Genomic DNA, 18,572 nt, shown 5'->3' with positions numbered 1-18,572 from the left:
CGTTTTTTATTCATTAATAAATTCTGGACATAGTGCCTTTATATATGGTATTATTTTCGCTGCTAATACCTTTGCGTGTGAACTGCTTTTATTTTTATTATATAGAAATATACCATACGAATATTTTTCATTTCCAAAAACAATTAGAGTATGGTGGTTTGTATCATCTCCTGTTCCAGTTTTTGCATATAATATTGAATTATCTTCAAAAATATTATTATCATATAATTTAACTAATCTTATTTTTTTTGCAGTACCAATTTTTGTAGTTTCATTTAAAAATTTTTTTAATTCTGAAAGGTTTTCTGTATTTTTCATCTCAGAAAAAATTATATTTTTTTGATAATCAAACAGTGTAGGTTGCACCTTTTTTCCAGATATAATTCGCGACAAGCTTTGAGTTAAAACTACCAAGGGTATTTTTACATTATATTGACCTAAAGAGGTGCTTTTTATTTCAATATCAGAAGAGGAAGTGTCTAAATCTGTTCCTATAGATGGCGTATCATGTGGAATGGTTCTTATATTTAAATTATAATCTTTCCTTTCAATACGCGTATTATTTGTAGAAATATCAAAGTCTGAAGCTAAAATTTCAATAAACTCCTTTCGGTGATTTTTTATAAGATCTCTAAGTAATCCTTCACTAAAGGGGTTTGTAGATTTAGGAATATGTCTAGCCATTTTTTGCCCTTTGATTTTTTTATCTTTATAAGACATATCTATTTGTAATGCAATAGCACTCTGTATCATTTTCCATGTTGATGCGGTATGATGTCCTGACAATGGAACACTTGGAAATTCTTTATTGGTATGAATGACATTACGTCCATTTCTTAAATATTTGTTTGTTATAAAACTATTTTTTTCGTGTTCTAATGCGTTTGGTCTTAATATTGGATAGGAAACTAAACTCTTTATTTTTCCTGTTGCATTTTCAATGACTACAATCCCACCTACTTTGATATTATGATTTTTACAATGTCTTGTGAGGGCAGCATGCATAATAGCCTGTAACCTCTCATCTAGGCTAAGGTTATGTTCTTTTAAACTCTTATAATCTGATATACGTAATGGCAAATAACCATACATGTTTGCGTTACAGTATGATAATCGTTTTTCATTGTTTATTTTTCGGATGTGTATTGTGCTTTCTTTGTTGAATAATGTAGTGTAAGAAGCATTAGATGCTTCATTTTTATTTATTATAGAGATATCGTTAATAAGATTTAGATTGTGATTATGTGAAAAACCTGGATATAAAAAAAACTCTCCAGCCTCATTTGTATATAGCTGAACACCTTTTTTATTGAGTTCAATATCTTGATATTTAATTTTATTGGCTTTTGATAAATATTTTGAAAAATAGGCTAAATTGAGAGTTCGTTTATATTCTTTTAAGTATTGGAGTTTCCAAAAAGGTTTATTCTCTGAATCGAAATCAGTATTTATATCCAAATATCTATCTTGTCTAGCATTTTGTATTTTTGCAAGTTCTTTAATAATAAAATTTGCTTTCTTTTTAGCTTGATTTTTGTCTTTAATTATAAAAGAGCATATTTCTTCTAACTTTTGGTAGTTTACATTTCGTAAAAAGGAGTCAAAACTTTCGTATTTGTATACGTTTGATAGCTTACATAAAATCTCATTGTATTCATTTGCTTTTAAAGTATCACTAATTTTAAATGTGTATACCTGATTTGTATCTTTTGTAATAAATTGGTTTAATTCATTTTTATTATAAAGGCTCCACCCTACCAAGCCAGAGAAGAAGAGAAATGTGGTAAAAAAAATTCTTGAAAAGTGTTTATTTTTACCTACAAGAATTTTTAAGCTCGCGTTACCAATTCCTTGTTCTTCATTACTTTTATGAAAAAAAGCAAATGATAGTAATAAAAATAATGCAAAAAATATGTTTTCAAACCAAGAAAAAGATAGAAATGGTATAGATTGACCTGTTAGAGGAAATACTCTAAAAATAGCTCCTACCATGTAGACATACTGACTTATATAACTAATCAATAAAAAAGCAGTGATTGTTACAAATAGATTTCTATAAATAACGATATCTTTATTATTATTTTTATAATGTTTACTATAGTTTAGCGAAGCAATATATATTAAATGAATTGTTAAAAAGCATATTAAGAGTATGATAAATAGCGTAATATACCCTCCAAAATAAATCAAGGAATATAATAATATATAATCTGACCAAATAACGGTTTTTAAACTTTTTGGTACGTTAAGATCATTCCATAGCCCGTATTTTCCCTCATTAAATGCTTGATGTAATAATATTCTGTGTTTGTCTGTAGTTTGTCTATCAGATATTGGAACTTCATACTTTTCTGAATAATTCTTGGCTAACAATTTAAACCTATCTCCTTTATGACCTTCTAGTGTCGGTCCTATAATTTTCATAATTACTAATAAAAAGATCAATCCAATAGATATAAGTATTTTCCATTTTTTATTAATGATTGGGTTTAGGATTATGAGTAAAAAAAATGTAATTAATGAAAGCAAGAAGAATCCTGAATCCTTAGTTATTTTAAGAGAAATAAAAAGTATAACAATTAGTAATCCTATAAATTTAATTAGTTCCAATACTTGAGGATATCTTCTACTTTTTATAAGACCAAAAAAGACTAAGCTCAAAATAATTAAAAATCGAACTATTGAATGCGAAGGTATTATTTTTAAAACTCTTTGACTAGAATCGGTTGTAAATGCTAAAAATATAATTATTAAAACTATTAAACTCAACAAAACTGTTTTTGAAAAACTGTTTTTCTTAATTCTATTTATAAGTTTTGTTATTAGTTTTAGAAAAAGTGCCAGAATAGGAAATGTGCCAAGTATTACAAAAGTTTTAAAATCCAAACTCGGTCTCATGATTAAACATGATAAAATTAATGTCACAAATAGACCTGAAAATAACTTAATATTTAAAATTTTAGACCAATCAAAATATAAAAAGAAAAGAAGTAAAGATGGTAGTGAAATTCCAGAAAACAAATAATATTTATAGAGATAGGGATCAAAATTAAATTGAAATAAATAATGACTTAATAATATTATTGAGGCATTGTACAAAATCAACAAAATGATTATCGGAATCACAAAGACTAGAGTTGTTTTAAAAAGCCCACCTTTTGCTTTTTTATGAAGATATAGTAATAGTGAAGAAAATAAGTTGATGAAAAATATCATCCAAGATATGTTACTACCATTTTTTTTAACAAATTCTATTAGAATTGTAGTTCCTGGAATTGTATTAGAGGTTAACTTTTTGTCATTACTATAAATAGTATCCTTTTTAAATACAAGGACTTTTGATTCTGGATACTTAATAGGATAGTCAAAATGTATCAAATCTATAGTACTACAGTTTTCATTGGAAACAATATAGTTACCATAGGATAACTCTACAGAATCGATTTTTTGTTCCTGATAATTTTCCAATCTAAACCGCAAGTGATTAGGGTTAGGTATAAATAGAATATGGTATTTACGAGGTTTTTTCTTAATTATTTTCAAAGAAAAATATTGATTATTTCCTTCCGGATAAAATAGCTTTATTCCTTTTATAAGCTCTTGTTCTGGAATGGCTTTGCCTTCATCTGAATTAATAATTTTTCCATCAATTAAAATAACTTTTGGAAATAGAGTTCGCTCTTTTAAGTTATCATTCTTATCACCTCGATTAATAAGCTCATTTAGATGTAAGGTTACTTCTTTTGTATAGTCATCGTATTCTAATCTTCCTATATTTGATGGAATTAGTTTGGTCGGTAGCCATATATCTGCTATAGAATCAATTTGGTTGTTGAATTGATATGAATTGTTACGCTCAGTAGGGACAGCTCCTATTGAATAATGATTGTTTTCCGAAAAATCAACAGAAACACCTACAATCTGGAAATAGCGTTTTTGATTGTTGTAATTCTCACATACTAAATATAAACACGCAATAATACTTGCTATGAAAGTTACAACTAGAATCCAATAAGATTTAGTTATATACCAATTGTAAAAAGTTTTCTTTGTGCTCATGATGCTAGACATTCATATTCGTTCCATGGACCATATAATGATATTGCTTCTTTATTAAAATCATCGTATTTAACAAAGATTAACATTTCATCGTTATTAGTATTGTATTGTAATTCGTTTGTGAAAACAAACTGCTTAATTCTTGAATGTTGTTCTAGTTTGGGAGAACAATTAAAAAACGGAGGAATTTCAGTATTATAAGAAAATGGGGCATTTGCAATTATTCCATTAGGAACTACAGAATAGTCATGTAGCTCAATCAATACACCTATTAATTCTGTTAGCAACCTTTTAAACGTCATTTCTGTTTTTAAACAGGTATCTATTATTAGTTTTAATTTTTCATTAACGCTCTCTTTATAAAATGTTGTGTCATATTTTTTTGAGGTATATAATATGGATTTAATATTAGTCAAAGTGCCAATTGTAGATCGTATTTCATTATCACTAATAGCATTTATTTTAGCAGAAGCGTTAGTGTTTTTATCAGTAGCACGTAATAAAAAAAATAATTCTCTGTCATTGCCCAAAGAATTTCTAACATCAATAATACTATTGTTAAATGCTTTTTTTGCTAAAAAATTAATAAAAGGTACATCATCACCTTTATCTAATGCAGGAGAAGCCGTTATGCCTCTTCTTCTTCTTCTAATGGTTTTAATATTTCCAAGAATTGATTTTTGATTTGGCTTTCTGAAAAAATTTATAAATCGGTTTAAATTAGTGTTTGAAGAAGTGTCAAAGTTCAAAGAATCTTTTAATATCCAGTCTTTTACTTCTTTACTAATTTCTTCTAAATGGTTTTCTAATACATGTTTAACTTCTTGTTTTCCTTTGTTATTCGGTTGGATTAACTCTTTAAGTAATTCAGGGTTTTTAATCAGTGGATTCAATATTTTTTTTGTGTCAACTAAAATTGACTTGTCGCTTAAATCAGTTTCTAAAAAACTCACAAAACCTGAAACATTATTTATAAACAACTCTTTACAAATAAGCACGTAGTATCGTAATGTAAGCCAATTAACTAAAGGTTCAAATTCAAACTGTCGTTCCGTGCGTAATAATGAATAAATCGATTCAAAAAAAGAATTTTCATCTTTTGAGTCATCACTATCGTCTAAAGTGCTATATTTCAAAATAATATTCTCTATTTTTTTAAATAAGCTTTCGTATTGCTTGTCTGAAATAGAATACATTTTGAGCTCTTTGAGAGTAGGTTTTATTTCTTGTAAAAGATGCTCTAGAATTGAGAAAAAAGTAGTGACTTGTTCCAAGAAAATAGCACTTGGTAATTTAATTTCTTCTTTTTTCTTTTCTTTTTCTAACGTTAGGTTATCAGGTTGTATACTACTACCAATGGTGAAAATGTATTTCTCAGAACCAATGTTATTGAAAGCAGCTCCCAATTCATCAAGAAAATAATTGGTAAAATGTAAATATTCAATTAGCCGAAATCCATATTCTAGGAACAGGGTATCATCTTGGATAAAGGTATTCCCGCTTTTAGTTAATGAAGACAAATTATTGTTATTTAGCAGTAATACATATTGTATATACTGATCATTAATAGCCTGTTTTATTGATTGAATGATATTATCAGAAGATTTAATTTTATATAATGAGAGTATAACACAATTGACTTCTATATGAGTAACTCCAAAGATGCTTTTAATCTCGTCTTTTAAGGTTTTCAAATCAAGAGAATTAAAGTCAATTTTATCATTTTTATCAGAACTAGAAATAATAATCCAAATTTTTAACTTTGAAAAATCAACATGATGTACACTTTGTAACTGTGTATACTTATTTTTAATTGCCGTAAGTGTCAATTGATCTATCTCTGAAATAGATACATCCTTAAACAACTTACGATGATTTACCATAATTCCTTCTTCAGAAGATCTTGTTGACTTCTGTTTTGTATATTGATAAATTAAGGAAGGTGTTAAAATCATAGGTCTCTATCGTTTAAAGCATCATCTTCATTATCATCAGAATTTAAATTGGAGATTCTTGAATCAATTAATTTATGCCAATCAATTAATTGCGCATTCATTCTGTTTATAATTATAGCTTCATTATTTAAATCTATCGCTAGTTTTTTTAAACGAGTAACTTCTTTGTTCAATTTATTGATCTTTTGTGTAATCTTTTGTTGAAGTTGTTTCATCTCTTCAAGATTTCCATAACTAGCTATTTTTAAATCTATATGATAAATCAAAATATCTAGAAATAATTGAAATAATATATTATCTGTAAAGTTGGAAGTTACTAATGCGCTATGCTTTTTTAGTGACTCACTTATCTTAGGCTTGGAATTAGTAATACTGTTTTTAAGTTTGTAAAATGCATTTGTAGTTTTTACATTGGTAGTTGAATTTGATTCTTCTGAGATTTGAAAATTTTCACCAAACTCCATGACAACAGAAATATTGTCTCTCACATTGAAACTTCCATACTTTTCAAGAACTTTCTTAAATAGTTCTTTTTCCATTTGTATGTTACACGAAACTTTTAGCTGTAAGGTATTATTAGTTGTTTCTTTTGCTATTGATAATTTAATTTTTTCTTCTGAAAATAAATATCCAAAAGCGAATACCTTTTCTATAAAATATTTTTTAAGAGAAACATTAACTGTATGTATACTTTTCCATACTTCTTCTCTCTTTAATAAATATTCTCTAGCCTCAGCGTTGGTACTTAAGTAATTAGATGTTACGTGACTAAATCGTCGGTCATTATGCGGGAAGAAACTATGCTGTTGAATATTATGTAAATGATTGTAATATACATCAACATAATCCCCATCACTATTTCCATTAGACCATAATTTAAAAGATCTTTGGTTAAGCCCCACTTTTGCGTATAATGCAACATTATCATTTGAAGAATCGTAAAAGGAATAGGTCTCAGCAGGTTCTTCATTATCGCGAAGCCAAATAACAGATTGAAATTTATTGACTACTGTCTCTTTAGATAAAGGAATGTGGTTACCAATGATGGTTTTAATATTCTGAATTATTCTTTTAAAATTTGCATCGACATATTTTTCTGAGAAAAATAGATTGAATATCCCTTTTTGAAATAAATCTAGAATGATACGACTTCTAGATTCATCATCTAGTCGCTGTGTTTTTATGTTAGAAACAGAATCTTTATTAGAATCCAACTTTTCTATCAGTTTTTTAAAAACATCTCTATAGCTGTAATAATTTGCTATTTTTGAATCAATTCTCTTTTTTAATGTGCTTTTATATTCCATATTATTTTAAATCAAATTGATCAATATCCATATTTTTAGTTGTATCTTCTTCTTGTAATTTTTTTTCAGTACTATCATCTATTTTTTCACCAAGGATTCTATTTTTAATGTCAAAAAACCATTTAAAATAGGTTGTACCTTTGTCTTCATTATCAACATCTACTAGATCTTCACTATCTATATTATTATTATTATTATTATTGGTGTCAGATGGTATTATGGAGTTTACTTCTACTAAATAATCTTTAACTGTTTCTAAAGAAATTAGTTTATCAATTGCTGGAGGCTTGGATGTATTGGACACAAAGCTTTCAATATATTTAGAATAGATATCATTGACATCTATGCCGTTATATCCTATAAATTCTTTTTCCAGCTTTTTCCAAGGATTTTCTCTCTTATTAGATTCTGCAAATAGCTTGGGTTCAATGGCTTTTATAATATCATTTTTATTAACCTTATTATCATTACTGATTTTATTATCGCCTATGATCGTTTTTAAAACATCTAATAATTGATTTTGTTGTGATTTATTTTCAGCATAGCTAAAAGAAATAAAGTTGTTCTGTTCAAGCAGTCCTGACACCGCATTACTCTTTATTTCCTTTAATTCATTAAGCATGTCATCAGAAATATTTTCAATATTAGCCCAGATATCTTGAGTTGCTTTTTGAGATGAGTTTTTATACTCTCCATTAAAAAGTAATGTAATACAAGTAGAAATATAATTTTCAAAATCGTTTAGATTACTTTTTGCAATTCTTGATGTTTCACTTAAAAAGTTGTCAAAGAATATTACGTATCTGAGATTTAAACTTGTTGCATTATTTGAAAAAAAGGAAAAATTATACTTAGGGAATCTATTATAAAAGTTTAGTTCTTCGAAAAATGCCATAGCATTCATTTTAATCTTATTTGCAAGCTGAATATTTACTTCTTTATTTTTTTCAACAAGCATAGATGGACCTATTACAACTGGATAGAGATTTACTGAAGGGCTTGAGAATAAGTTTAAAATATCATAAAATATAGACGATCCTGTACCACCACAGCTACTGGAAATAACAACAACATTAGGCAGTGAAATGTCTTTTTTTGAGTCTAACTTCCTTAATAGTTCATTAATCCTATTTTCAACATATTGTTTTTTTGAATATAACATTAACCTTCCTATCATTCTTTTCCTTCCAGCTCCTCTTTCTAATGGTCTATTTGGTAAAGAATCTAAAAAATAAGACTGATCAATTGGAAAATAGGTGTTAAGTTTATCAAAACTTTGAGAGTCTCCTCCTTCATTTGTTATATCATTTATATATTGTTTTGGGTTTATACCTCCGAAGAAAAGATATTCTTCTTCTTGAATGCCTATATTATTTAGATTATGAAATCTTTCTAAATCAATTAGCAAATAGTGTAGGTTATTTGATACCTGGTAATTTGATAATTTCTTTTTTATTCCCGTGACTATTCTACCAGCATGCCCACCTAAGCCAACAAATAATATATTTTTATGGTTCATATTGTAATTATATCTATTATATCAGTAATAACTTTTCCTAAATGAAAGAAAAAAGATTATTAAAATAATAATTAAAGTTAAGATAAAGTGTATAGAGCTTTTTTAATAAATTGAACGATTTTAATTATTAAATAATTTTTTTCTTTAAATATTTTTGTCAGTAAAAGATAAAATTCTATCTAATTCGATATTGTAACGATATATTTTATCTTAACTACTAAAGTATGATCTTGATTTTTTAGTTCCTTACGGTTTTCCTCAATTTTGAATAATTTATTTTATGAAAATCATAATTACATTGAAAATGAAACTGCTACTTTTAATTTGACATGCATAAAAGCTTTCAGATCTTTAAATTAGAACCTATATGAAAAAAGATAATAAGACTCTTGTTCATAATTTTTACAAAAAAAATCAATGTTCAATTGTAATAATCATGGGGGTAGCATCTTCTTCATTTCCAGCAGTTTTTTGAATGTTAAGCATAACCCTTCTTGGTTGCGATAAATCGGCACTTTCTGTAATAGGGGTATCAGAATTCTTATTATTCACTTTTTGAAGATTCATTTTTAAATAATAGACAAGTAATAAAAATAACAGCATAGACAGTACTGTAAATAAGACTATAATTAAAATATAAACAATTGGTTTACTCATGATCTTGGGGTTAATTAAATACTTTTAGTTATAAGGTTAAAGTTAGCCTTGTAATCTCCATATGAAAGCTCATTACATGCTTTAGAAGGATAGTGGAAAACACTTTGCCAGTATTTAGCAATATTTGTCCACAGATAGGCGTCTGGTGTAAATAGTAAAAAACCTTTTTGATTCATCATTCATATTCTTTCCTTTCTCACCAGTCTGTAATTTCATTAAAATTACTGAGAATATTTTTCGGATAGTTAAAAGGGGTATTTCTTGTATTTAATTCCAGTTTGTGCGTAGAAGTGTTTTTCCAGAAAATAACTAACTTCCTTCTTTTTTTCTGCTGGAAAATCAAAGATAACTTACCTAATTTCTCTATGTAGCTTTGAAAATCAAAATAAAGATTAAGTACATTTTCTTTAACGGTATCCAATATACTATGTATACTACCTGTACAATCAATATATAATATTATATTAATGTTGTAAGTCATTCTTTGTTGCATAACATAAGTTTTAAAAGTTATATGTTACAAAAGAAGGTTAGAAAACCAAAGAAGTCAATCACGTGATTACGTGGTTTTTAAAATGATAAAGTATTTAGTTTGACTTTTATACACTCGGATAATATAATGGTTAGATAATAATACCCATAAAAATGAAAACTTTCAAATTACACTCAATCTCCTATAAAAGTAGGGATGCCAATTTAATTTATCAAAGCCATGCACTAGAATTATTTAACAAGAATGCTCTTAAATAATATTTATGGAATTTAAAATTGGGAAATTAATATAAAATAGACATAAATCAAATGTAAAGTAAACTATTGCACCTTTATCAGGATAGAGCAACTTTAGCATCACACGCACCAAAAATAGAAGAAGAGAAAAGCAGGCTTATTTTTGATGAGCTTGGCAATAGAAGAAATCATCGAACAAAATCTCAATCCAGACTGGATAGATAAACAACTGTTCAATGTGGATAAAGGAAATGTCGAAGTAGATATCAAACGAAGTTTTTTCAATAAGGATCTAATAAGAAAAGAAAAGTTAAATCAATTAGACCTATCATCCGAAAAAGCAGTAGAAATTTTAATGAAAAACCAAAAAGAGATTCTTAATACCCTAGAAAATTTAGATGCTATTACTGAATTAAAAGATAGAGCTCTTGCTTATAAAGATGTGAGAAAATAACTTGCCAAAATGGATAAGGAAATTACAAACATGAAAAAAAAGATTCAATTAACTGAAAAATGATATATGAAACTCAATTAAGGGCATTGACCAGCAATGGTTAGCAAAAATCGAAATAATTAATATTAAATAATATCAACAACTCACAAAATGATAAACAATTATAGATGATCTTATCACGTAATCACGTGGTATTTATGTGAGTAAGATAATAGTTTAAAAGACTTATAGTATCTTCGTTGTTATGAGTATTACTAAGAAAACATATAATATACTTTTTATTTGCTTATTGATATGTAGCCATCTAGTTGCTCAAGAATCTTCACAAGCAGAAGTTGAAAGTATCTTAAACGAAACCAAAACAGAAAAATCCAATGAAATTAAAGTACAGTTATTGGAGAGGGCATTGGAGTTGGCACAGGAAATGGGAGATAGCACCTTAAATAAGGTAAGATTAAGCTATGGAAATCATTATTTAAGATTTCGAGAATATGAGATAGCATCTAAATTTTATGTAAGTATTATTGAAACGAATGCTAGTACAAATCAAAAGGAAGTGGCTCATGCTTATAATAATCAAGGAATTATTTTTAAAAAACAAGGACGTTATACGGAAGCTCTTATATTTTTTAAAGAAGCAGCTAAAAACCATCTACAAAGAGGGGATGTTAAGAGTAGAGTGGGTTCTTTAATCAATGCTGCTCAGGTGTGTAAATATCAAGGGGATTTAAAGAAAGAAATGTCCTTACTCTTTCAAGTTAGGCCTCTTGTAGATTCATTAAAAAACAAATCATTACAGGCAACACTTTATTATAGCCTTTCCATTGCTCATAGAAGCATAAAAGAATATGACAAAGCTACTGATTTTCAAAAAAAAGCTATTGATATAAGGATTGCATTAAAAGATTATAAAGGTTTAGCCGCATCTTTTAACACTTTAGGAAATATTTATAGAGAACAACGGCTATTTGAAAAGGCGATTCCGTATTTTAAACAAGCCATAATTATAAAGGATTCTTTGAACTTGCTAGCATCCTTGGCAGTAAGTTTCCATAATTTAGCTTCAGTCTATGCGACAAAAACACAAAGTGATAGCGCACTATACTATTATAGGACAGCCTATCGCTTGAGAGATTCATTACAAGACGCTCATGGATTGGCTATGACGGGTAAAGAATTAGCCTTGAGTTACCTAAATATTGGAAAGCTTGATTCAGTAACACATTATCTTGATCAAGCAGAACGATGGGCGGAGAAGACAGAAGAACTTAGTATATTATTGAGGGTAACCGAAATAAAAAAAGCATATCATACACAACTGAAACAAAATGATAGTATACTTTTTTACAGTGATAAATATCTACAGCTCTACAAACAATTTTACGAAGAAGATAAAGTAAAAGCTCTTTTGAAATTTCAAGAACAATACGAGTCTAAAAACAAAGATGAACTTATCGTTGATTTAAAACAAAAAGAGGCTCAGTTATTGCAGGATAAAAAGATAAAGGATTTAAAAATCAAGCAAAGTAATTTAATTCTTTTAGCCTTTATCATTACCATGTTGTTGCTAGGTATTTTATTTGTCTATTATCGCAATCGCATGAAACTAAAGTATATTGAGGCTCATCAAGTAGGTCAGGAAATTATAAAACAACAGGTAGCAACATCACTACATGACCAAGTCGCTAATAAAATCTCGGGTATTCGTCTAAAAATAATAGCACTAATCAATGGTAATACAGATAGTAACGATCACAAACAAATCGCCGAAGAATTAGGAATACTCTATGAGAATATTCGTAAACTTTCACATCAATTAGCACCAGTAGCCTACCATCTAGAACGACAAACGTTATCACAAGCATTAAGTAATTTGTTTAGTGATTTTGAGCGTTATCGAAAAATAAAAATAGATGTTAAAGGTTTAGGAGATACTAAATTAGATGGACTAAAAAAACAAAGTCAGATAGCCTTGTATTGCATTTTAGAAGAGTTACTATTAAATAGCTATAAACATGCCAAAACAAAAAAAATCGATATTTGCCTTTCGGAAGATCGCAAAGACTTTACTATTCGAATAGAAGACTTTGGTATTGGTTTGCCAAAACAGTATAATAAAGGCATAGGGTTGCATAATATTCAAGCCAATGTAAAACTTTTGAGAGGGAGCTTTGAATTAAAAAATACAGATTCAGGCTGTGAGGCACAAGTAACACTACCAAAAAAACATAATGTAGATTAATGAAAACGCCTATCACTATTTTAGCTGTAGATGACGAACCTTTGGTATTAGAAGGATTGTATTCAGTCATTCGAAAAAAACTACCAGAGGTCACATTTTATACAGCCAATGATTTTAAAACTGCAAAGGGGCAACTCGGCAACAATAGTATTGATTTAGTTTTGTTGGATTTAGATTTTAGAAATTCAAAGACAGATGGCTTTAAAATGGCAGATTTTATAAGAGCTCAATACCCAGATATAAAGATTATTATTCTCACGGTTAATGTAAAGATTGATTATATAGAGGAATTATTTAGCAGTAAAAAAGTTGAAGGGTATCTGGATAAGAACCTGGAATTAAGCACCTTATATTTAGCTATTACAGAAGTCATGTCAGGCAATAATTATTTGGCACCGGAACTTACTGCTACAGTAGAACGTGGACGTTGGTACACAATGACTCAACGGGAACGACAGGTTGTAGAGTTACTCTCTAAAGGATTGGCGAAAAAACAGGTGGCAGAACATTTATTTATTTCTACAAGTACTGTAGATAGCCACGTAAGGAATCTTTTTAAACGATTTTCTGTCAATACAACTCAAGAACTTGTTGCAAAATACGTACAGTATATTTCAATAGCTACAGAGAATATTGAAGAAATTCCTGCATTTAAAAAAACCAAAAAGATATAATTATAAATAGCTCTTGAGTTATGAATATATACAAAAATAAAGAGACTCCTACTTTTGCTATTAGGCTCAAGTGGAGTCCCTACAAACATATAATCCTTTATAGAGGATTATTTAAAAATCAAGAACCGCCAATTACATCTACGTCATCATCATCAGAATCAGGATCACCCGTTGTAGATTGTTCTGTGTCATTTTGCATGTCATCTTCGGGAATTGAACAGGAAGTCACAAGCATTAATCCTAATAAAAGGATTGTTGGAATTAAAAAAACTTTTTTCATGATTAAAAATTTGTGTAATTGCAAAAGCGAGATCGATCTCTAAGCGCGCAACCTTTTTAATCACTGATTAATACTGCTAAATAACTCGATATATGAGAGGTTTGAAAGACCGAAATCGTCCCAAATCGTCCCTTTAAGGTTTTATGAATTATAAATGGAGAATTTTATGAAAAAGCATCAAGTACCAGGACTAATATTTTTAGTTCATTTAGTAAAAGAAAATGTAGCTCCTGAATGGGTGGGTCGAATGAGTCCGGATGATATATCAAAGTTATCCATAGCCATGGAAGAAGATCATGCCATAGTGATCAAAGAAAGAACTCTTGAACGATTTTTTAATTTATTACATACTATAGAAAAAAGAATTCCTGGACATGTAATGATTGATAGATTCAGTAAATATTATTCTATACGCTCTAACCAAGAAGATTTTTGGTCATTTGATAAATTTTGCAAACACTTTCAAGATAAGATTGAAGATTTTCATTTAACACGAAAATTTCCAACATTAATGTATATCTACTTAGATGAGATAGAGCTACAGAATAAGAATTTAGAATATGGAAATGTCAAAGAAGCTGAACAGTTAAAACATGACTTTATTCATGTCATTAAGCAACAATTTCCTAACAATATTTATCTCATAACAGAACTAGAGGTTCTGAATTTTTATGGATACTATACAACCTCAAAAGAAGATCATCTTGTTTATTTCAATAATGCTAAAGCGCAGATTGTGAATATTATAGCTTTGCTTAAAAGAGAATTCAAAAAAACATAACTTAAATGCAATTATTTGAGTTAGGATACTAAATCATTTTCGGGATCAGAATCGTCTAAAAAGGCTTTAACTATAGGGATATTTAGAATGTCTTGTTTTATCTCATCACTTACAGTTGGGTCACTCAAAATTTTAAATGTATTATTTAAGTCAATCCCCATGATTTTAGCTTTCTCCTTGATAAGATCTAATGAAGATGGTACCATAGGTTTTAAAGCCTCTGCTTTTAATTTAAGGGCTGCCTTTTTCTTGGGCGATAATGGTATTTTTTCAATCAGACCATGAGGGTCATCTATAATAATATTAGAGTCCATGTTTTTAAGAAAATACAGCAATATAACGAGTTCTTCTAAATTCAGTTCAATCGTTATTTTGACGCTTCCTTTCTCTATAGAACGAATCTTGACCGTTGTTTTGGGCAACGCAATAGATACTATACCTTGTAGTTGTTTCAATGCAGTAATTGTAGTATGTAAAGTCGTATCATCAGTATCAAAAGTAATTTCTAAGAGTCCTTTTGTAGTTATTTTTTGAATTGAAGCACCTTTTAAGTATATTATGAAATTAGTTTCGGCTAATGATTGTTTAAAAGGAGTATCTGTAGTATGAAATGTCCTGATGCTATCAACAATTGAAGAAAAAAGATTGGAGTACAACCACCACTTTACATCAGGTGCTACTAGCACATTGTATAAGTAGTCACTACTTATGTCACTATCTAAGAGTCCATCTTTAAGTTGCACTTTTAATGATAATTGACCATTTGTAGAACTCACAGAAGAAGTTTGGCTATCAACTAACGTTCTTACAATATCTTTAGTTTGATTAGTTGTAATGGAAACTTTAGGCGGTATAAGTCCAGTAATAAAAAAACTCAATAAAAAATTGGAAATTATAGTTTTAATTCTCGTTGGAGCAATCTGTATCTTCCAATTTGAGGGTTTAAAATTCAGGTTAGAAGAGCTGCCTTTTAAGTATTCTTGTTGGAAAAAAACATTAAATTTAGAAAAAGTAAGCTTATGCGACGAGAGGTTTTTGTGTAAATCATTTTCCCAAATTATTTTTAAACTTTCCTGAGAAAATTCAATTTCTCTGGTGTTATCGTTTTCGAATAAAGAATTAAGTGAATACATAATAATTTTCTATTTGTTTGAACTAACAAGATACCTTTAAAAACTAATTAAAATGACTACGTAATTACGTGATTTTTTTTACACATTTATCTTTGTAAAGATACAGATTTACAAAAGAGTATAATAATATCCTATGAAGGACTTGATAAACTTCGTAACCTTTATATGGAATCAGTACTTATAGAGGGATATTTTAGAATATTACAGAACTAAAATTTTAGACAAAACATTTTTTTAACAAAAAAAGCTAAATTTTATCACAATTTAGTTATTCATCACGCTAATAAAATGAAAACTCTAAGTACATTTTATAAAAGTCATATCAAAAATTTTGACTCTAAGCCTTTGATAGAGGCTTTACTTGCTGGAAAAACCTATTTTTGTTATCAGTATAGATAAACTGAAAACACAGCTATTCTATACAATTATAAGCAGAAAGATGCTCTTAGAATGTTGTTAGAACAGCTTTTTAGAAATAAAACAGAACTTGGAAAACTTATCAAATGATAATTAATATAAACAATATCGTTACGCTTATAGAGCCTTGAAATCATTTTTTTTTGTAAAAACCATCTTCTTCAAATAAATTCTTTTGCAAATAGACAATCTAAAGCTCTAAAATCAAAAAATATCTCTTTTGAAATAATATTAGATAATGTATAGGCTAAAGTTTTTAGATTACTTTTATGAAGTTCTTCATCTCTTGTAATAAAACTTAGTTTAGTATTAATATAATTAATGATTGTATTTGCTTGTATTTCTGAGCAAGGAGCAAGAAAAAATGTCTTTAATTTACCTCTTTTTTTTAAGCCCAAGAAAATAAGTACGCAGATACTTTTATCCTCTCCCATTAATTCTATTTTATCAAAGCTAAAAGAATCAAATTGCCTTGATATTTTCTCTAACTGAATACTTGGCAATATATTAAATAATGAATTGTGAGATGTACTTTTATTAAGTATGGACAGCCATTGCATACGCCAAGATTCATAGGCGAAAAGTAATAAGCTCGTATTTGCATAAATGGGTACAGTAGAGATACTCTTTTTGAATTCATCAAGTTGAGCAGGATTTTGTAGTAAAAAAAGTTCTATAACTTTTTGGTTTTCCTCATTTACAGTTTTTGCTATACAGGTTAATGGAACTAAAAACAATTCTTTAATTATTTCTTCCTCAAGATTTAGCACATCAAAATTTCTAAACAATCTTTCTCCCACACGTGATAAAATAAAAACGTGTTCAGTATCATCACTTCCTGAGATTAAAAATTTCCATTCTTCTTTAGGAATTTCCTCTAGAAAATAGAAACGACATTTGAGTTTTTCTGTAGAGATTGCTAAAGTTTCACTTTCAACACTTATAAGTAGGTTTGTGTTCTCATCTACAGGATCTTTTTTGATTTTAAATGGAATTTTAGCATTTTTAAAAGGAAAAATTTTATTCGTTTCATCTATAAGTGGTTGTAACAAATTTATATGCCGTTCACCTAATAATACATCGGTATTATATTCAGAGAATATATCACGAATAATTATATCCAACATCTTTTGAAACTCTACTCCGATATTATCAAGTTTACCATCAACTAATAACCCGTCGACATGATTGCCTTTTTCTGATTCAATAATATCAGTAATGTAAGGCTCTTTTGACATCTCAGAAAAAAAAGTATCAGTAATGCGCTTCCAAAATTTTTCTGATAAATGTTTACGGATAATCTCGAATCTTGAATCTGGAAATTCAATAGTATCTATTTCAAAAGGATTAAAATCTACTAATGATTTATTAGCAGTAGTAATTAGTTTTGAACTTTGGAAACAACAATTGATAATACTATATAATGCAATTCTTTGTAAATATGGACTATTGAGTCCTTTAAGGAGTGATATTCCTTGAAGGAAATACGTCAGATATTCTTTATTATTCTTTAACATATCTATTGGTTTTTCTGGAAAACCTGGAGTGCTTGCAACAATCAATACACTTATACAAGTCGCTCCTATTTCATGAACAGATCTACATCTATCTACTAAATATGTCAATATACTTTCATACTTTTTTCCTCTCGTTTCCCTTGCAAGGTATGCATACACCATAAGTAAGAACCCATAGGATGTTGATTGATTAAACGTTTCATGGAGGTGTTCGTGAATACTAACGAGTCTAGCATTTGGAGATGATGCATTGTCATTTTGCCAAATAGTCCAGTTTAAGTGGTCAAAACTGCCAAAGGAAGAATTATTAAGAATTTGATTTAAGTCGTTATTATTGAATTTCATACAATTTTGAGGTAGAATTAATATTTATTGTGATTCTCAATTATTTAATATAGCGAATTTGGTATATAATCATTATTTTTAGAGTAGTTTTATTTTGCATTACCTGTTATAACGAAAATATTATCATCATTTCGAAAAATATTTGGTTTTCCATTAATTAAAGGATTATTTGAAAAAAATCAAAAAGTTCCACTTATACCTAATTGTTCTTTTTACATTGTGTGTTTTTATTATAGGTTAACAAGAATTATAATTAAAAATAAAATTATGAAGCATTCAGAATATGTATAAACCTATCAAAAAATACATTTATCCTCTTCAAATCCTCAATGAAAAAGTTCGAACTTTGAATGTTCGGGGTCACAAAGAAATTTAATTGGTAGTAGTTATAAAACTCATTGTATAAATGATATTTGAAAATGAGCGTGATATGCAAATAATAAACCATATTAAATACAATATAATTGATCACAATTATGGTAATTCTATAATTTTTGAGCAAT

13 protein-coding genes are annotated in these 18,572 nt (G+C 28.3%); 4 read left to right on the top strand and 9 right to left on the bottom strand.

Going from position 1 to position 18,572, the window contains the following annotated elements; all coding sequences use genetic code 11:
• Positions 1–6: 6 nt before the first annotated feature.
• From ACUUYC_RS02440 to ACUUYC_RS02415, 6 genes are all read right to left on the bottom strand, one after another.
• Entirely contained in the window at positions 7–4,059 is a 4,053-nt protein-coding gene (locus tag ACUUYC_RS02440; RefSeq protein WP_474263446.1) for a hypothetical protein, read from the bottom strand.
• Positions 4,056–6,014, bottom strand: a complete 1,959-nt coding sequence (locus ACUUYC_RS02435; protein WP_474263444.1) for a hypothetical protein — start codon at positions 6,012–6,014, stop codon at positions 4,056–4,058. Before ACUUYC_RS02435 ends, ACUUYC_RS02440 begins: the two co-directional genes overlap by 4 nt.
• The gene (locus ACUUYC_RS02430; RefSeq protein ID WP_474263442.1) at positions 6,011–7,321 is read right to left on the bottom strand and encodes a hypothetical protein; all 1,311 of its coding nucleotides are present in this window, start codon (positions 7,319–7,321) and stop codon (positions 6,011–6,013) included. The genes ACUUYC_RS02435 and ACUUYC_RS02430 overlap by 4 nt, the downstream gene beginning before the upstream one ends.
• 1 nt (position 7,322) lies before the next feature.
• Complete coding sequence (locus ACUUYC_RS02425; RefSeq protein WP_474263440.1) at positions 7,323–8,840, bottom strand: tubulin-like doman-containing protein; 1,518 nt, start codon at positions 8,838–8,840, stop codon at positions 7,323–7,325.
• A gap of 414 nt (positions 8,841–9,254) precedes the next feature.
• Positions 9,255–9,497 (bottom strand): hypothetical protein, encoded by a 243-nt coding sequence (locus ACUUYC_RS02420; RefSeq protein WP_474263438.1) that lies wholly within the window; start codon positions 9,495–9,497, stop codon positions 9,255–9,257.
• Positions 9,498–9,511: 14 nt separating this feature from the next.
• Entirely contained in the window at positions 9,512–9,676 is a 165-nt protein-coding gene (locus tag ACUUYC_RS02415; RefSeq protein WP_474263436.1) for a hypothetical protein, read from the bottom strand.
• Positions 9,677–10,398: 722 nt separating this feature from the next.
• Here ACUUYC_RS02415 and ACUUYC_RS02410 point away from each other — a divergent pair.
• From ACUUYC_RS02410 to ACUUYC_RS02400, 3 genes are all read left to right on the top strand, one after another.
• Entirely contained in the window at positions 10,399–10,680 is a 282-nt protein-coding gene (locus ACUUYC_RS02410; protein WP_474263434.1) for a hypothetical protein, read from the top strand.
• Positions 10,681–10,924: 244 nt separating this feature from the next.
• Positions 10,925–12,922 (top strand): tetratricopeptide repeat-containing sensor histidine kinase, encoded by a 1,998-nt coding sequence (locus ACUUYC_RS02405; protein WP_474263432.1) that lies wholly within the window; start codon positions 10,925–10,927, stop codon positions 12,920–12,922.
• Positions 12,922–13,596, top strand: coding sequence for a response regulator (locus ACUUYC_RS02400; protein ID WP_474263430.1), 675 nt, complete (start codon positions 12,922–12,924; stop codon positions 13,594–13,596). Before ACUUYC_RS02405 ends, ACUUYC_RS02400 begins: the two co-directional genes overlap by 1 nt.
• Before the next feature lie 118 nt (positions 13,597–13,714).
• Here the strand turns inward: ACUUYC_RS02400 and ACUUYC_RS02395 are convergent, their stop codons facing one another.
• On the bottom strand, positions 13,715–13,876 hold the full coding sequence (locus ACUUYC_RS02395; protein ID WP_474263428.1) for a hypothetical protein: 162 nt from the start codon (positions 13,874–13,876) through the stop codon (positions 13,715–13,717).
• Between the two features lie 166 nt (positions 13,877–14,042).
• Between ACUUYC_RS02395 and ACUUYC_RS02390 the strand changes: the two genes are divergently transcribed.
• Positions 14,043–14,657, top strand: coding sequence for a hypothetical protein (locus tag ACUUYC_RS02390; RefSeq protein WP_474263426.1), 615 nt, complete (start codon positions 14,043–14,045; stop codon positions 14,655–14,657).
• Positions 14,658–14,677: 20 nt separating this feature from the next.
• Here the strand turns inward: ACUUYC_RS02390 and ACUUYC_RS02385 are convergent, their stop codons facing one another.
• Positions 14,678–15,790, bottom strand: coding sequence for a hypothetical protein (locus ACUUYC_RS02385; protein ID WP_474263424.1), 1,113 nt, complete (start codon positions 15,788–15,790; stop codon positions 14,678–14,680).
• Positions 15,791–16,368: 578 nt separating this feature from the next.
• Positions 16,369–18,069 carry a hypothetical protein gene (locus ACUUYC_RS02380; protein WP_474263422.1) on the bottom strand — a complete coding sequence of 567 codons (1,701 nt, stop codon included), beginning with the start codon at positions 18,067–18,069 and terminating at the stop codon, positions 16,369–16,371.
• Positions 18,070–18,572 lie beyond the last annotated feature (503 nt).

It is taken from the genome of Kordia sp. E, from assembly GCF_056033805.1.
This window is presented reverse-complemented; position numbering and strand designations above follow the sequence as displayed.